Here is a 17,999-nt window from a genome sequence, read left to right on the forward strand (position 1 = left end):
GCGGTGACCATCGCCGTCCTGGTGGCTCTCGAAGGCGCGGCGACCGTCGCCCTGCGCACCCTGCGCGCCCACCTCATCCCGACCGCCGTCTTCGGCAGCACGCTCAGCATGACCAGCGTGCTGGTCGTGGTGCCGATGCCCGTGACCAGCGTGCTGGTCGCCGCCCTCCCCGCCGACGCCCTGCCCGGCCTGCTCCTCACCTGCGCCGCCCTGCAGGGCGCGGCCATGGCCCTCGTCTTCCGAGGCCTGTGGCACCACCGCGCCTCCTACGCGCCCAGCCTCACCGCTGCCGATCCCGCGGCCACCGGCCCCCCCTGCCACGGCCGACACGCCGCGCGCGGCCTGATCCCGGTCCAACCCGCCCTAATCTCCTGGGAGTTCACCGTGTCCCACCCCATGCTGCTCGTGATCGGCTGCGGCCCGCGCCCCATGCGGAGCTACCTGCTGGAGCAGACCGCGGCCCACTACCCGCTGCTGCTGATCAACGACACACCGCTGACCTGGCAGAAGCCCTACGTCATCGACCACGAGGTGGCCGATCTGAGCGACCCGATCGCGGTTAATGCTGCCGCCGCGTCGCTCGCCGTCCGCTGGCCCATCGCTGGCGTCGTGACCTGGGACGAGTACTACCTGATGACCGTCGCCCGCCTTGCCCAGAGCCTCGGCGGCCGACCCGGCAACAGCCTCGCGGCTATCGTCTCCGCCCGCGACAAGGCCATCTCCCGCCAGCGCTTCGCCGCAGCCGGCGTCCCCTCCGCCGCCTCCACCTGGGTGCACACCCTGGACGCCGCGGCCTCCGCGGCCGAACGCGTCGACTACCCGGTCGTCCTCAAACCCGCTGCTCACGCCGGCGGCATTGGTGTCGTCCGCGTCGGCACGATCACCGACCTGCCCACTGCCTGGTCCATCGCCTCCGCCGGCGCCGCCCACCAGGGCCCCGAGGGAGACGGCGTGCTCGTGGAGGAGTACCTCGACGGACCCGAGGTCTCCGTGGAGACTGTCACCCATCGCGGTGTCACCAGCGCCGTGGCCGTCACCCGCACGTCGGTCGGTTTCGACCCCTACTTCATGGAGACCGAGCACAGCGTCACTGCCGACGACCCCCTCCTGTGCGAGGTCTCGCCCGTCGCCGCAGCCGCTCTGGAGGCTGTGGGCATCACCCACGGAGTCAGCCACGTTGAGATCCGCCTCACCGAGGACGGACCGAAGGTCATCGAAGTCAACGCGCGCCTGGGCGGCGACCTCATCGGCGAACTCGTGCGCCTGGCCACTGGGATCTCCCTGCCCCTGGCCTCCGCCGCTCTCGCCTGCGGCGAGATCCCCGACTTGCGCCCCGTTCGGCAGCGAAGCGCCGCCATTGGCATGATCTACCCGCCGGCCGCAGGTCTTGTCACCCACCGTGAGCTACTCCCTGGCAACGACCATCATCTGGAGCACTTCCAGTGGCTGTGCGACGTCGGCGACGTCGCCACGCTCACCCCGTCCAGCACCACGCCGAACAACATCCGCTGCGGCTTCGCGGTCGTCAGTGGTGACAGTGCGCATGACGCCCAGCAGCACCTCGACGAGGTTCTTGGCCGTGTCGTCGTGGAGGTCACCTCCGAGGCGCAGCGCGCCGCCTGACCACGCCGTAAGGCCGGCACGGAGGGGAGCAACGAGGCCCCGCCAGGGAGCGCTTCAACCACCAGTTCGAGCAGCCCCAGACTCCGGAGGGCACCGAGTCCGAATACGGCGGGTGGGCGACCGCGACCAGCGCACGGAACGAAGGGCCCCGGAGTGGACTCCGGGGCCGGGGCCTTTCTTGTTCTCCATTCAAAGCCTTATCCAATGCGACTCATGATAGGATTTTGACTGCTTTTCCAGTTGAATCCTCAGTTCAGTCGAGAGGTCTTGCGCGGCATGTTCCACGAGGCACAGCTCAACGAGCGCTACCCACTCCTGTCTAAGCTCTCGGAGCCGCTGAAGAAGGCTGAGCGCGACATCGTCGGCCGTGAGCACGAGACGATGCAGTTGTTGGCCTCGATGAGCCGTCCCGAGCTGTGCAATGCGCTTCTACTGGCCGAGGCCGGAACGGGTAAGACCGCATTGGTCCAGGCCACGATGCTCGTGGATCCGGATCGCCTCTATCTCGAAGTGGACCCGGCGCGCATGATCTCCGAGGCGGGCAACGCCGAGAACATGGCCGCGATACTCAAGGGCTTCTTCGACGAGGCCGAGGACTTTGTCAAGGTCGAGAAACACGAACTGGTGCTCTTCATCGACGAGTTCCACCAGATCACCCAGCTCTCCGACGCCGCCATCGAGGCGATCAAGCCGGTCCTCGCGGCCTCGGGGACCCGAGGCATCAGGATCATCGCGGCGACGACCTACGAGGAGTTCCACAAGCACATCTCACCGAACCAGCCGCTCGTCGAGCGCCTGCAGCGCATCAACCTCAACCCGCCGGACCAGGCGACGACCATCAAGATCCTGCAGGGCATGGCCGAACGGTACGGCGTGGCCGACGAGTTCTACGACGACCACATCTTCCGGCAGATCTACGAGTACACCCAGCGCTACATGCCGGCCAGCGCCCAGCCGCGCAAGTCGATCCTCGTGCTCGACTCCATGGTCGGCTGGCATCGCCTGACGCACCGGCCGTTGGACCGGGACCTGCTCTCAAACGTGCTCATGGAGTCCCTGAACGTGAACGTCGCATTCCGGGTCGACGGCGCAAAGATCAAGAAGCAGCTGGACGCCAAGGTGTTCAGCCAGGACTGGGCGACCAGCGCGGTGGCGCGTCGTCTGCAGTTGTCGGTGGCGGACCTCAACGACAAGGGAAAGCCAATGGCGAGCCTGCTGTTCACGGGCTCGACTGGTGTGGGGAAATTCTGCATCGACTCGACGCAGGTGCCGGTCTACTCGAGCGATGGCGAGACCACCTGGAAGCTGCACGGCGACCTGCTCCCGGGCGATAGAGTATTCGGTCGCCAAGGTCGCCCGGTCGAGGTGCTCGGACACTTCCCGCAGGGCATACAGGACGTCTACCGGGTCACGCTCTGGGACGGCCGGACTCTCGACGTTGGAGGACCGCACTTGTGGACGGTCTACACAGCCAAGCAGCGGTCGAAGAAGCATGCGGGCAAGGACGTCGCGCCGATGGTCCTGAGCACGCAGGAAATGGTCGAGCGTGGCGTCGTGCGCACCTACCCCGGCGACTCTCGGGAAGATCTGAAGTTCTTCATCCCGGCGAACGGACCGGTGCACTGGCCGGAGCAGGACTTCGACGTCGAACCGTACGTCTTGGGCGTCCTCATCGGGAACGGGTGCCTCACTGAGAGGCAGCTGACGCTCTCGTCTGACGGGGACGACGCCGACCACACCGTGTGGATGGTGGGCGAATGGCTGGGGTCGGCACCGAAGTCGTACGGACGCAACTACAGCTGGGTTTTCCCTGTCGGTGTTGGCCCGGTGGAGGACCGCCGCGATTCGCTGTACCAGACGAAGTACGTGCTCGCCTCAGTTCCCGATCTGATCGGTGCACGCTCGGCGGAGCGCCGTATCCCGGAGAGGTACAAACACGGATCGGTACAGCAGCGGTGGGCACTGGTGCGGGGCCTTTTCGACACCGACGGATCGATCGGCGGCTCGAACGACCGCTTCAACGTCTCGTACTCGACGTTCTCCAAGGGGCTCGCGGAGGACCTCCGGGAGGTGTTGTTCTCGCTCGGCGTCTCGAACACGATCAAATTGTGGACGCGCACGAAGGAGGGCGGGCGCGAACTGGCCGAGTACGGCGTGCATGTGAAGGTCGGCAACGAGGATAAGGCCCGGTTCTTCTCCCTCCCCCGCAAGCACGAGATCGCACGGCGGGCGGTCATGGAGACCTCGGGTCGTCAGCGCGTGAAGAAGTTCGACATGGTCGGCATTGCGTCGATCGAGAAGCTGCCGGAGCAGCAGAGCTCGTCGTGCATCTACGTCAACGACAAGGAGCACCTCTACCAGGCTGGTCAGTTCGTGGTCACGCACAACACGGAGCTCACGAAGCAGCTGGCGCGACTGCTGTTCGGCGATGACCAGCGGCACCTCATCCGGTTCGACATGACGGAGTACGCCGAGGACTCGTCGTTCGCGGCGTTCCGTTCCGAGCTCACCAAGCGCGTGTGGGACCTCTCCCACGCTGTGCTGCTCTTCGACGAGGTCGAGAAGGCCTCGGCGATGGTGACTCGCGTACTGCTGCAGGTGCTCGACGACGGCCGACTCAACGACGACAACAACCGCGAGGTGAGCTTCCTCAACACGTACATCGTGCTGACGACGAACGCGGGCTCGGAGATCTACAAGGACATCTCGCAGTACGCGGCGGACGACACAGGGTCGGGCAAGCAGCTGATGGAGTACGAGAAGCTCATCCGTCGCTCTATCTCCTCGACGACGGGCGACAACCGGTTTCCGCCCGAGCTGCTGGGCCGTATCGACGCGATCGTGCCTTTCCAGCCGCTGTCGCTGCCGACGCAGCAAAAGATCGTGCGGAAGAAGCTGCGCCAGATGGTGCAGGAGGTGTTCGTCAAGCACAACATGCGGGTCGACGTCGATGCGAGGGTCCTGCAGTACCTCATCGAGGACAAGGGCGACACCGACTCTGATGCGGGCGGTGCGCGTGCGGCTGTGGCGAAGTTGACCGACGAGGTCACTACCGCGGTGGCGACCTTCCTCAACGAGCACCCCTCGGAGCGACGGATCCGCATCGACGTCGTCGGTGACCTGGTCAGCGACGACAAGAACCTGCTGAGTTCCGACGCTTATGTCGAGGTCAGCGCGGTGCGATGAGCCGGTTCGAGGATGGCGGGAACTAATCAACTCATGAGTCAATAGCCCATTGGGGCCCTACGAGCACCTAACACAATAGGGCGGCAATAAGATGCCCATAAGCCAGGTGGACTGTGTTTTGTTAGCGAAGGGATCGCGCATCAATGGGTATTCTGGGGACGGCAGCGGTCAGCCAGAAGAGGGAACGGAAGAAGAAGCCCGACGAACTTCTGGCCTCCGTGGTGAGAGAGACGGCGATTCCGGCGGCGGTCGAGCTGCTGCGGTCGAACACGCAGTTCGTCTTTCCCAGCGGTACGGCCTGGGTGATGCTCGTGCTTGCAGCCGACGAAATCGGCGGCTTGAGCAGGCGTCACGGGCGAAACGAGGCGAAGGGCTCGATCATCGAGCTCATCAGCTCCGACCAGATCCGCACGGTGGCCACGGCGGAGATGATCGAAGAGGAGGTCTTCGGCATCATCCCCACCGACGAGACTCTCGCGCGCATGGAGGAGTACTCGCTACTCACCGGTGCCACCTACGCCTGGGCCGTCGTGTGGCAGAAGTCCAGCGGTGATCTGCTCGTCGATCTGGTGAACCATGCGACCTTCGCGCAGGCGCGCTTTGTCGCTGCAGGTACCACGAGCCTCGAAGAAGCCGTGGGCAAGAAGGCGTGGGAAGAGCACAGCGGCCTGGTCGCCGAGGCTGGAGCCACTACCCCCGCCCCCGCGCTCCTCGGGCAGGATGAGGGGGATGCGATCTTCGACGGGATCCCCAGTGTCGAGGGAGCTGACGAGGGCCTGGACGACGAGCCGCTCTTCAACGACGTCGTCGACGAGGATGAAGGGGCGGACGCACCCAAGTTCGACGCGGACGACGCGGGCACCGCCCCGGTCGAGTCAGAGCCGGACTACGACGGCGACGAGGTGGCCGGCTACGAGGGTTTCGACGAGACCGACGCCGGCTACGGCATCGAGGGCGACTACCAGGAGGCCGGCGACATTGTGCTGCTGGCCGATCAGGCCCAGGTGCGCGACGTCATCGCCCGCCGGTTCCTCACCGAGGAGCTGGACCTGGACGTCCGGCTCGATGAATTCAACGCGACCTTCGCCATCGGCGCGCCGGTCGTGCAGATCGCTGTGCCCGAGGGCGCGACGGAGTGGCTCGGGGACCAGGTCGCCCAGCTCAACCGGCAGTCCAACGCAGACCTGATGCAGCTCCGTTCCGCGCACGAGGATGAGCTGCGTGCGCTCTACGTCAACCTCATGTCGGCGCACACCGAGCAGGTCATCCGCGATGTGGCCACCGACCGCGCGGGCTCCCGGTACAAGCTGCTGAAGGACGCCGCCGAGGCCGAGCACCAGCAGCGGCAGACGGAGAAGGATGAGAAGATCCGGTCCCGCCGGGCGGAGATCGCCAAGGACTACGAGTCGCAGGCCTCCAAGGTGGCCCAGCAGGCGGCGCTCTCGGCGGAACTGCAGTACAAGGAGCGCAACCGCTCGAAGATGGAGCGCGAGCAGATCGACTCCGTCGCCGAGATCGAGCGGGACATCGAGGATACCCACGCCCACAACCAGCAGGAGATCCTGCGGGTCCGGCGTTCGGACGCGACGCTGAAGATGCAGACCGGGCAAACGCGGATCTTCGAGGTGCTGGCCGAACGGCAGTCGGAGTACCTGACGGCCGAGGAAGAGCGCCTGAACCAGTGGAAGTCCGAGATCCAGCGGATCGTCGATGACAACCGCAAGGCCGACATCGCCCAGTCCGAGACGCTGGCCGAGCACCTGCGGACCACGGACGAGATCGGCGTCCTGCGCCGGGAGCAGCAGGACCTCCTGGATTCGGTGCGCTCTGAGCACGCCAACCGGATCCGCCGCATGGAGGGCGAGCTGGAAAGCCACCGTAAGGGCTCCATCATGCAGATAACGACGCGGGACGCCGAGTGGCAGCACAGCCTCGACCTGGAGAAGGCGCAGACCAACTCCCAGATGGCGCGGGTCACCGACCTGCTCAAGCAGCTGTCCACGGTCGAGGATTCAGTGGCCAAGCAGTATGAGGTGCGCCTGACGGAGAAGCAGGCCGAGAAGGAGTTCTACGCCAACGAGCTGGCTCGGGCCTCCGAGATGCAGAGCAGCTCGGACAAGATCCTCGTGGTCATGATCGTCACGCTCTTGCTCCTGTTGGGCGTGGTCGTGTTCGTCGCCGGGGTGTTCTTGACCCGTTGAGCGGAACGGTCATGAGCGACGGAGTGATCTGACGACGCATGGGGCGCGTCCCCCATTCACCGTCGTCGTCTGCGCAGGCAAGCGCACTGGGCAGCAGGACAGCAGAGCGAGCGAGGCTCGAGAGCAAGGGATCACGATGGCCACGAACAGGCGGAAGGCAACGCGGCCGAAGGCGAGCAGCTGGGACAAGATTTCGGCGCGGACGCCAGGCGAGACGCTGACGAACCGAGACGTCTACGACAGCCAGCAGCTGGACCGCAGCACGTTCGGGACCCTGAGGTCGACCAGGCCGGGCATCGTCGCCGCGGTGATGGCCGGCGTGCTGGTGGCGATCGTCGCCTGGGTCTTGTACTCGCTCATCGCCGCGGCGGTGCTGTCGTCGGGCGTGTCCGTAGGTTCGGGCGTGCCCGGCAGCAGCACCGGCAAGCCGGGCGCGTACTACGTCCAGGACACCACGACGGGTGCGGGCGGCTCGGTCGTGAAGTGTTACCGGCCCCTGACCAAGGACGGCAACCCGGACGTGAAGGCGAAGTGTTACCCCAGCGCTGAGGCTGTTCCGGTCCCCAGCTGGTACACCGCGGAGAAGGACGGCAAGCCCAGAGCCGAGAAGCCGGCTGAGCCCAAGAAGAGCGCGACGACGGTCGGCGAGCAGCTGGCCGACGTCTCGGGGTTCAAGCTTTTCATCACGCTCGGCTCGGGTCTGATGGCCGCCCTCATCATCGGTACGTGGTTCTCGCGGAAGGTCGCCGCAGCGAACCTGATGAACACCACGAGCGACATCAACCAGTACCAGAACGACCAGCACATCGCTCTGCCGGAAGAGATCCAGCAGAACTACGACTGGTTCCCCGATGCCGGTGCTCACTCGAGCGTGCAGGTCAGCTCGATGCTCAGCCACATGATGCTCAAGAAGAAGGGGCTGGGCACCGTGGGGGTCGCCCAGCGCGCCACGAAGGACGTCATTGATGAGGAGGGGAACCTCGTCTATTACGCCGGCGAGGTCATGGACGACGACGAGGGCGATCCGCTGACGCAGACCCTGCCGATCATCGACGAAGACTTCGGCGACGAGCTGTTCGAGGCATCCGGGCTCCCCGATGACAAGACGCTGCGGCAGAAGTACGACACGACGCTGATCCCGTACAACCCTGACGGCAAGAACCGGGACAAGCTCGGCTTCGAGTCGGACACGTACAGGACCGTCGCTGCCCTGATCAAGGAGGACTGGGAGTTCCCGGCGTACGAGGTCCAGCGCCCGGCCGGGGCGTACGTGGTCGATACCGCGCCGGTGAACACCATGGTGCTGGCCATCACCCGAGCCGGTAAGGGCCAGACGTACATCGAGCCGGTCATCGACATGTGGGCGCGGGAGAAGAAGCCCTCGAACATGGTCATCAACGACCCCAAGGGCGAGTTGTTGGTGAAGAACTACGTGCCCCTGGTCACACGCGGGTTCGAGCCGGTGCAGTTCAACCTGATCAACTCCATGAAGACCGACATCTACAACCCCCTGGGACTGGCGGCCGACGCGGCGCGTGAGGGCAACTTCACCAAGTGCGCGCTGTACGTGGAGAACATCGCCGGGATCTTCTTTCCGCTCGACGGCGGCGAGGACCCGGTCTGGCCCAACGCCGCCAATAACGCCTTCAAGCGCGCGGCCTACGGACTCATCGACTTCTACCTGGAGGAGGAGCGGGAGCTGCGCAGCGCCTCAGCCGTGCTGAATATGGACCCGGCGCTGCTGGAGCAGAAGCTCGATGACCTCTGGGGCAAGGCCACGCTCTACAACTGCTACCAGCTCTTCGTGCAGATGAGCTCGAAGAAGATCAAGAATCCTGAGGCTGAGCTGGAGAAGCGGGTCAAGGCCGGGGAGTTCGAGAACAACGATGATGCCCTGGCCGAGGAGCAGGAGAAGGCGGCGGCCCAGGCCTTCATGTGGGAGGGCAAGGCCGATCAGGACATGCTCAGCCTGTACTTCAACGCGAGCGAGGAGCTGCCCCGCAACAACATGCGCACGCTGGTGGGCAACGCCCACAACGCGCTGCGCTCGATGGCCGGCGCGGAGAAGATGCTGGCCTCGGTGTACGGCATCGCGATAACCGCCATGTCGTTCTTCACCGACCCCACGATCTCGACGCTGACCTCGGGCAAGCCCTCGCAGAACACGGATCTCGCGGGCCTGTCGTTTCCGCGTCGTCTCGGCGTGCGCTTCGCGCCGAACTACGTCAAGCGTGACCACCTCGTCGGTCAGCAGGCCGTGTGGTCGGCCTACGCGGACCCGATGTTCACCGAGAACCTGGGTGAGGACTTCGAGCACGAGGAGATCGTCGGCCGCGAGGGTTGGGCCCGGTACAACTTCAAGGGCAAGTTCCCCGGCGACGAGGCCTGGCTCAGGCTGGAGCTGGTCAACCCGCAGACGAAGATGCTGGTGCGGACCTTCTACTTCAGCTTCACGAAGAACTACCAGGTCTCGCTCAACGGCCGGCACTACGTGGTCGAGCCGGTGACGGGCAACAAGATCGTGAAGAACGGCGTGATGCGTGAGCTGAAGCCGGTGCGTGAGGGTGGCATCCGGGACGGGAAGATCTTGTCCTTCCAGGCCGGGGACACGCTCTACCCGGACACGCAACTCGACTTCTCCGGCGGCGGCAACCCGGAGAAGGTCTCGTATCAGGCACGGGCGATCACGCAGACGCTGTCGCGCTACTCGGAGTCCCCGAAGGCGCTGTTCCTGGTGACTCCGCCTCACCTGATGAAGTACGCGAAGCTGATCCTGATCTTGGTCAAGCAGCTGTTTGACGTGAGTGCCGACCAGGCGTACATGACGAAGTCGAACCAGAAGCCGCTCTACCGCACGCGGTTCATGCTCGACGAGCTCGGCAACCTGCAGTCGGAGGGCAAGGGCATCGACGGCTTCGAGACGATGCTCTCCATCGGCCTGGGCCAGGAGCAGCAGTTCACGCTCATCCTGCAGACCCTGCAGCAGCTGCGTGACGTCTACGGAGAGAGCGTCGACAAGATCGTGCAGGGCAATGCTGCCCCGCTTCACTCTCTCGTCGCCACCCCTGCGGGATGGAAGCGCATGGGCGACATCAGGGTCGGCGACGAGGTGCTCACGCCGTTCGGCACGGTCACCACGGTGACCGGGGTCTATCCGCGAGGTGTGCGTCCGGTCTTCCGGCTCACCCTGCGTGACGGCTCTTCGGCCGAGTCGTGCAACGAGCATCTGTGGCCGATCGAGCGCTGGAAGTCCAGCGTGAAGTACCTGGGAGGGAAGACCGAGGACGGCAAGAGGGCGTACGTCGGCGGCAATGACGGCAAGACCGCCGAGCGTGTCACCGAGATCGTCACCACCAATGAGTTGAAGTCGCGCGTCGACAAGGGTCGTCAGGTCGACCTGCCTCGAATCATGCCGGTGGCCTACCCGGAGGCCGACCTTCCGCTCGACCCATACGTTCTGGGTGCTCTCATCGGGGACGGGCATATCGGCAAGACTGGTTTCTCCTGGCTCTCGTGCAACGACGAGGAGATCGTGGAGGAGATTCGTCGTCGCGGCCACACGGTCTCGGAGTACAAGGTCAAGGACGGACACTGCTTGACCTACAGCGTCCTTGGAGTCAGCAAGCACCTGCGCAAGCTCGGCATCGCAGGTAAGCGCTCGTGGGAGAAGTCGATCCCGGCGGCTTACGTGTTCGGTTCGGTGCAGCAGCGGACCGACCTGCTGCGCGGTCTCATGGACACCGACGGCACGATCAGCCGCAAGGGCGAGATGGAGTTCACCTCCGCGAGCCGCGAGCTGGCTGAGGACGTCCAGAAGCTCGTGCGCTCCTTGGGCGGTCGTGTGGCGATCAACGTCAAGACGAACGTCAAGTACACCTCGCCGAACCAGCCGACGCCGAAGGAGGCCAGGGACGCCTACCGCGTGCTGAACATCCGGCTGCCCGAGATCAACCCCTTCCTGCTCTCGCGCAAGGCAGAGCGCTGGCGTGACCGTACACGCGGATTCAATCGTGTCGTCAGCGTCGAGTACCTGCGAGACGAGGAGGTGCAGTGCATCCGGGTCGCCGACGAGCGGCATCTCTACCTCACCGACGACTTCATCCCGACGCACAACACCTCGAACATCGTCTTCTTGAAGTCCACGGACGATTCGATGATCGAGACGCTGGAGAAGATGAGCGGCAAGACGCACCGGTCATACCGGGACAGCAAGCAGATCAGCCAGGATCTCGACAAGGTCATCGGCGGCAAGACCGAGGGCCGGGTCTCCTACACGATGAACACCAAGGAGGAGCCGCTGATCAGCTACAACGACATGGCCTTCCTTTCGCCGCGCAACTCGATCGTCTTCCGGGCCGGCGACGCTCCGATCTGGAACCGCAACCAGACGATCCTGCCGATGTCGTTCCGGCTGCTGGGGAACACGATCAAGCATCCGGGGCACACCTACTCGCTGCAGACGATCCCGACGCTGTCCAGTGCCATGGACTTCGACGTGCGGATGAATCAGCCGGACTTCGTGAAGATGCTGGAGAAGCGCATGCGCCAGGCGGTCAAGGCCGCGGCCGCGAAGGCGCAGTACAAGGAGATCTACGGCTACCAGGAGGTCGACATCGAGCGCCTGGACCCGGATGTCTACGCCGACGAGGTCATGGAAGTCATCACGACGATGACCACGGTCGACGAGGGCCAGGACCCCAACGCTCCGGTGGTCGTCGACCCCGACGCGTACGAGGGGATGAGCATGTTCGACGAGGACCAGTTCATCGAGAACGTCGAGGTCGGGGTTGCGGTCGCCGAGAGTCAGGCGGTCAGCGTCGAGCGGCAGCGCCTGCTCTACGCCGAGGGGACGATCAGCAAGGAGATGCTGGTCAACCCCGACGGCTCGGCGAAGGTCAAGAGCCTGGACATCGAGATCGGTGAGGCCTACAAGTCGGCGCAGACCGAGTTGGAACAGGATCGCGAGCACTTCTCGGTCGGCGGCGACGGCGAGCTGCGCAGCGCCGATGGGTCTCAGACGTACATCAGCCAGATCCGCTCGGACGCGTACGCCAATGCAGCCCGCCGGATCAACGGCCACGTGAACGACGAGGACTCGCGGGTGTTCGCCGAGGAGGACGTCACCGAGGAGGACCTGAAGTCGCTGGCGACGGTGAAGGTCCACTCGGCCTTCTACCAGTACCTGGCCTCACTGCCGAGCTGGGAGGTGCTGGCCGACGGCCGGTTCGACCGGGCCATGGCCATCGAGATGAAGTCGAAGTAGCCGGCGGCCACTTAGGGCCAGCCATGGATCACGACCAGTGCCGAGGTCGTCTCTCGATCGAGGGAGACTGCCTCGGCACTGGCCTTTCCGTATGACCTCTCACTTCCTTTCTATAAGCAGGATAGGCTCTATACACACTTATGTAACCCGAGCATCCACAGGAAGCTGATTGGCCATGAAGAAGGCACACGGACTGCGCAGGTACTTCTACGAGTACGTCTACTACAAGGCAGTCGAGCAGGCCAGGGATCAGACCGGACAGGTCGTTCCGATCTCTCAGGCCAAGGTGATCCGTGCCCGGGTCGACGAGATCCTCGGCCAGCGGGGCGCCGCGCTGGCCGACCCGCGGCTGGGCGTCACGGACTGCCTCTCCGCCATCGACCAGGCATTCGGTGAGCGGGTGTCCGACTACGAGCCGCAGTTCGGTGACCATTCCCCGCAGAACGAGCGCTATCAGCAGTCGCAGCGGGAGTTCACCCGTGCCACCGGCGTCGGCGCCCAGATCGACCCGAAGTCGGCCCGACTGCCGATCAGCCCCTACGACCCCGACTGGTCCGAACGCGCGACCGTGAAGCGCGCCGGTACTGCGCTGGTGTACCTGCCGGACGAGACGATCGGACGCGTTACCAACGGCGAGGTGGAGACCCTGGCCGATCCCCGGCGCGGGAACATGGTGCTCTGGCGCATCGACGACGAAGGCAAGCCTTTCGAGGCCGGCCGCGCGATGACGAACGACGACGCCGCTGGGCTCACCGCGCTGATGGACAAGATGAGCCAGCAGGAATACGACCAGGTCCGCGAGTGGGCCATCGACGGCGGCCGGGACCCCCAGACGAAACGCGTCGACCGCAACCGCTTCATGTCCCAGCGCGCCGTGGCACGCTCGGCAGCACTGCTCGAAGAGCTGAAGGCTCAGGGCGTGTCCTACGAGGTGATGCGCGACCGCGAGCCCGGTCAGATCAAGGCGAAGATCGCCGGAACCGGCATGGAGATCCGTCTCACCGACACGCGCCAGGAGGAGTACGCCGGAGCCCGGATCTACGACAACGGCACAGTACTGCGCTACTCGACGAACTACCGGGTCCCCGGCGGCATGGCGGTCCACTCCCCCTCGCCGGCGGAGGCCGTTCAGCTGCTGCGCTTCGCCCAGGGCCACCGCATCGAGCGCACGGATCTGCCGGGGCACGCCGTCGGCGAGACCGGCCCAACGCACCAGGAGCGCGGCCGTGGCCGCACGCTGGTGGATGTGCCCGACAGCTACCACGTAGACCGGGAGTCGATGTTCGTGGTCGGCGACTACGTGGCCCCCGGCGAATCCGGTCCCCGGCCCGGGTCGAAGGTGATGCTGCGCCGGGACGCGAAGAACCGCTCCCTGCCAACCTTCTTCGTCGACGCCGAGCCCGCTGAGGCCTACGCGACGGCCGCCGTCGAGAGCGCGCGGGAGAATCTGCAGGCAGCTCTTGGCGTCGAAGACCTGATCGCTCGCGCCGAGGCCGAGCTGGAGCGAACGGGCGGCGATCTGGATGCGGTCGAGCCGCCGGAATACTCGGCTGACTCTGAGGTCGCTGCGCTCCAGCGCTCCTACTGGGACGTGCTCACCGGCGCGCACAGCGATCTGCTGCGCCCGGGTGCGACCGAGGAGATGTACCAGGAACGGCTGGAAGAGATCGGCGAGTTGCAGGTCGAGGAGGTGCCCGAGATGGGCAACCTCGTCTACGGCGGCACCGCCGTCGAGAAAGTCCGGCAGCACGCCGAGGACGTCCCCTTCGAACTCATCGGAACCTGGGCGGCGGAGCCTCACGACGTCGACGGCGAGTGGGTCGATCAGCGCTTCAACCCGGACCGGGTGGCGCGGTACATGACCAGCCCCACCGGGCAGTGGTCGAACCTCGACAACCTCGCATCGGCGCTGCGTCGTTGCGGGATCTCCCCCGACGAGATGATGGGCTCGACCTTCCAGACGACCCGGTTCAAGGACCGGCTCGTCCGCTTCAACGCCGAGCGCTCCATGCCGATCGCAGATCACCAATCTGCGTTCATGCGGCGCATCGGGGCCACCGTGCGCGAGAGCATCGAGCGCAACGCGGCGACGGTCTCCGAGATCCTGGTCGACTCACAGGGCGTCATCCGCTGGAGCGGCGAGAGGCTGCGCCGTGACGGTAAGGGGACTCCAGTCTCGGGTGAGATCGGCCAGGTTTTCGATGTCGGCGAGTACGGCGGGATCACCACCGCGTTCGCCAGCGGCGAGAACGCTCTGATCGTGCCGGGCTACGAGGCCACGATCACGGCCCAGACTCCGGGCGAGGCCCCGACCTCGGTCGAGGAACGCACGCGCCTGTACGGCTACGAGCAGCTCATGCACGAGCGCATCCAGTACCAGATCGCCGGCGACCTCATCGCCGGGCGCAGCGAGACCGGCGAGCCCTCCTCGCTCAACACGGTCTACTCGCAGCTGTACGGCACGAAGCACCCGATCGACTTCATCGAGCGCGCCACCACGTACCAGCTCGACGAGTCCACCGGCGAGATCAAGGCGCACCTGGACGAGTGGACGGCCGCGATCCTGCAGACCGAGGCGTGCCGTTTGCGCTACTCCAACGAGATCAAGGCCGGCTCGACGATCTACGCCGAGTACCGGGCCCAGCGCGACCGGACTGACCCGGCTGACGACAACCGTTTCGACGCCTGGCGGCTCACGGGCGGGCGGAACATGACGGTGCTCACCGGCAAGGATCGGAACAATGTCGCTGCGCCCAGCGGCTACTTCGACCCGGTGATGACCGGAGGCGCGACCAACCAGGGCATCGTGCGGTACCTGACCACTCAGTCCCAGGTCGACGCCGACGGTCGGATCGTGCCGGGCGACGAGAGCGTGGCCGGGCAGCGTGCGCCGCTCATGGCTCTCCCCGAGCTCGAGACGCTGCGGTACGACCCGTTCGACCGCCAGCAGATGACAGCTTCGACGATCATGCAGTCTTCTGAGGTCACCGCGCCGGAGAAGACGGCGCTGATGACCTTCGGCGGCTGGACGGCTGATGACCCGATCGTGGTGTCGAAGGAGTTCGCCGAGCGCCACCGCATCCGCGGGGCCGGTGGCCAGGAGCGCGATCTCGTCGTGGGCGACAAGATCTCGGATTTGCACGGCAACAAGGGCGTGATCTCGCTGATCGTCGACCGGGACATGCCGCTGCAGGACGCGCAGGAGCAGGATGTCGTCGAAGAGGTCAACTGGTTCCGGGCCAACCCGGGCCTGGAAGTGGTGATGAGCCCGTTCAGTTTGATCTCCCGGCGCAACGCGGGCTCGGCGCGCGAGCTGATGAGCGGGAACGTCTCCGACCTGCGCTCCCCCAACGGAGAACTGCGGCCAAGTGCCCTGGGCGAGATGCGCTTCGTGGTCACCCACATGGCTGTCGACGAGAAGACGAAGATCTACGACGACGAGCAGGTGCGTGCCGGCAAGGGCCGTAAGGCCTCCTCGCAGCTGGCCTGGGCGCTGCAGTCTCAGGACTGCCCGGCGATCATGCGTGAGTTCTACGGCCACAACAGCGGGGCCGAGTCGAACCTGCGCGAGTACCTGCTGGTGACCGGTATGGACATGGAGGCTGACGGCACGTTGCGGGTGGTCGGTCACGCCGAGGGCCTCGACGAGCGCCCCGAGCGCCGGTTCATCCCGATGCCCGCGTTGCTGCGCACTCAGCCGCGCAAGGAGGGCCAGCTCCCGGGACTGAACACTACGGCGATGCGCAAGTCCTTCGGCGGTCTCATCGGCTACCGCGGCGGCGACATGGAGATCCCCTTCCCGCTCACGTATCCGACCGGTGAGCAGACCGAGACGGTGAGCGCGAGCTCGTGGAAGCTGCCGGTGATGTCCTCACATCTGCGCAGTGGCCAGGAGTTCGAGGACGGGTCCTCCGTCACGCACGACTACACCCGCAGCTACCAGGACGTCTTCGTCGAGGCCTGCCGCTACCGCTACATGGCCGAGCAGCTGGACGGCCAGGGTCTGTCCGCGGAGAAGCGCGCCGTGGTGCGTCGCGGCATGAGCGAATCGGTCTCGCGCGCTCAGCGCGCCTTCGAGGCGATCACGACCGACGTGCAGAACCGGGTGCTCACGGGCAAGAACAACATCTTCAAGACTGGGCTGATGGCCTCGCGGCTCACCGACTCGGCGACGATGGTGTGGACCGCGGACCCGCGCCTGGACGTCGACCAGATTGCGCTCAGCTCAGTCAAGGCAGAGCAGCTGGGGCTGACCGAGGGCGACCACGCGCTGGTGTGGCGTGACCCGGTGCTCCGTGACGCCGGCGTGCGCTACATGCGGGTAGCGATCGACGACCGGCTCACCGGTGCCGCGATCAACCCCGTGATGGACGCCTGCTTCGACGGCGACTTCGACGGCGACGCCGTCGCCGTGGTGAAGCTGCACAGCGCGGCCGCCAAGGCGGATGCCCTGGCGAAGCTCTCGGTGCAGGCCAATCTGCTGGACACCGGCGTGGTCAAGAGCGACGGCTCGCACCCGCTGGCCATGCAGGTGTCGCTGGACACCCAGGTCGCGCTCTTCAAGAACGCCGGACTGGCCGAGGAACTGGAGAGTTCGCGCAGCGAGGCGAACCGGCTCCAGCTGCAGGCGCTCACGGACGCAGAGTCGCCGGAGGACATCAAGCTCGGCCAGCAGGTCGTGACGGAGGAGCTGAGCGGGCTGTACCGCCAGGCGCAGCGCGGCGAGTTCGGCGCGGCACTGGCGTTCTCGGACCGCGCGGCGCACCTGCGGAGCGTGCGCGAGGTCTGCGTCGAGACCGGCGCCAAGGGCAGCGAGAAGAAGCTCACCGACTACGCCAGGAACCTGGGCGATACCCAAGGCACGCCCGGCATCACGCAGGCCGACCAGGAAGCCTCGATGTTCGCCACGGCGATCAAGGCCCACGGCACCGGCCTGGGCGGCTCGTTCAGCCAGCGCGCCGTGCGCGCGCTGCGCGGCGAAGATCTCAAGGCCGTCTTGGAGGTCACCTACCCGGTGACCCAGTCGATCCTGCAGGCCAAGCACGACGCCGCCGAGGCCCGGCACAAGTACGCGATACTCCAGGGCCCCGGCCGCGAGCTCTGGAGGGGCCGCAGCATCGAACACATCGGCCCCGGTCAGTGGCGCACGGCATTCCTCGACGGTGAGCCCGTCCAGGCCACGGCCGAGGAGTGGGAGAAGCAGTTCATCGAGTTCTACGAGTCCAAGGAGGGCTTCGGCGTCACGGTCAACCCGGACTACGTAGCCCGCGTGGCCAGGTCGCTGGAGGACCCGAAAACCGGGCTCCTTCGCAACCTCGAAGAGGACCCGTCGCTGGCCGGCACCGTGATGGATCGGATGGCCTACGGCGGTGGCTTCGAGGCGCTCGTGCAGGCGGCTAAGAACCGCGAGAGCGTCTACGACGGCGAGAAGAACGAGCAATTCGCGTCCTCGGGGACCCGGAAGGCGCGGGCTGAGATGTCCCGGCAGCTCGATCGGCTGGGCTCCGCTGAAGCGCACAGCATGGACAGCGCTGCGATTGCCGTCGATGACTCGGTGGTCAAGCGTGACGTGATCTCTCAGGACTCGGGGACCTCCCGCACCCGCGGCTCGCATCGCCGCTCTGCGCATGCCGTGGGCGTGGGCGCGTCGCGCCCGGTCTACACGCCGAGCATCGAGATCGATCAGCCGCAGGGCAACGACGACGACTACGGGATGGGGCACTGAG

The 17,999-nt window shown here is 65.8% G+C and carries 5 protein-coding genes; all 5 read left to right on the top strand.

The features are described from left to right. The first annotated feature begins 3 nt into the window (after positions 1 to 3). The 5 genes from ACWDZ7_RS29715 to ACWDZ7_RS29735 all read left to right on the top strand — a co-directional run bounded on the left by ACWDZ7_RS29715 (position 4) and on the right by ACWDZ7_RS29735 (position 17,998). Positions 4 to 1,623 carry an ATP-grasp domain-containing protein gene (locus tag ACWDZ7_RS29715; RefSeq protein ID WP_451801180.1) on the top strand — a complete coding sequence of 540 codons (1,620 nt, stop codon included), beginning with the start codon at positions 4 to 6 and terminating at the stop codon, positions 1,621 to 1,623. A 276-nt stretch (positions 1,624 to 1,899) separates the two neighbouring features. Next, positions 1,900 to 4,809, top strand: coding sequence for an AAA family ATPase (locus tag ACWDZ7_RS29720; protein WP_451801181.1), 2,910 nt, complete (start codon positions 1,900 to 1,902; stop codon positions 4,807 to 4,809). A gap of 143 nt (positions 4,810 to 4,952) precedes the next feature. Next, the gene (locus ACWDZ7_RS29725; protein WP_451801183.1) at positions 4,953 to 7,010 is read left to right on the top strand and encodes a hypothetical protein; all 2,058 of its coding nucleotides are present in this window, start codon (positions 4,953 to 4,955) and stop codon (positions 7,008 to 7,010) included. A gap of 136 nt (positions 7,011 to 7,146) precedes the next feature. Next, entirely contained in the window at positions 7,147 to 12,273 is a 5,127-nt protein-coding gene (locus ACWDZ7_RS29730; RefSeq protein ID WP_451801185.1) for a type IV secretory system conjugative DNA transfer family protein, read from the top strand. Between the two features lie 175 nt (positions 12,274 to 12,448). Next, positions 12,449 to 17,998, top strand: a complete 5,550-nt coding sequence (locus ACWDZ7_RS29735) for a hypothetical protein (protein WP_451801187.1) — start codon at positions 12,449 to 12,451, stop codon at positions 17,996 to 17,998. Position 17,999 lies beyond the last annotated feature (1 nt).

Source organism: Streptomyces sp. NPDC003032, assembly GCF_053591415.1.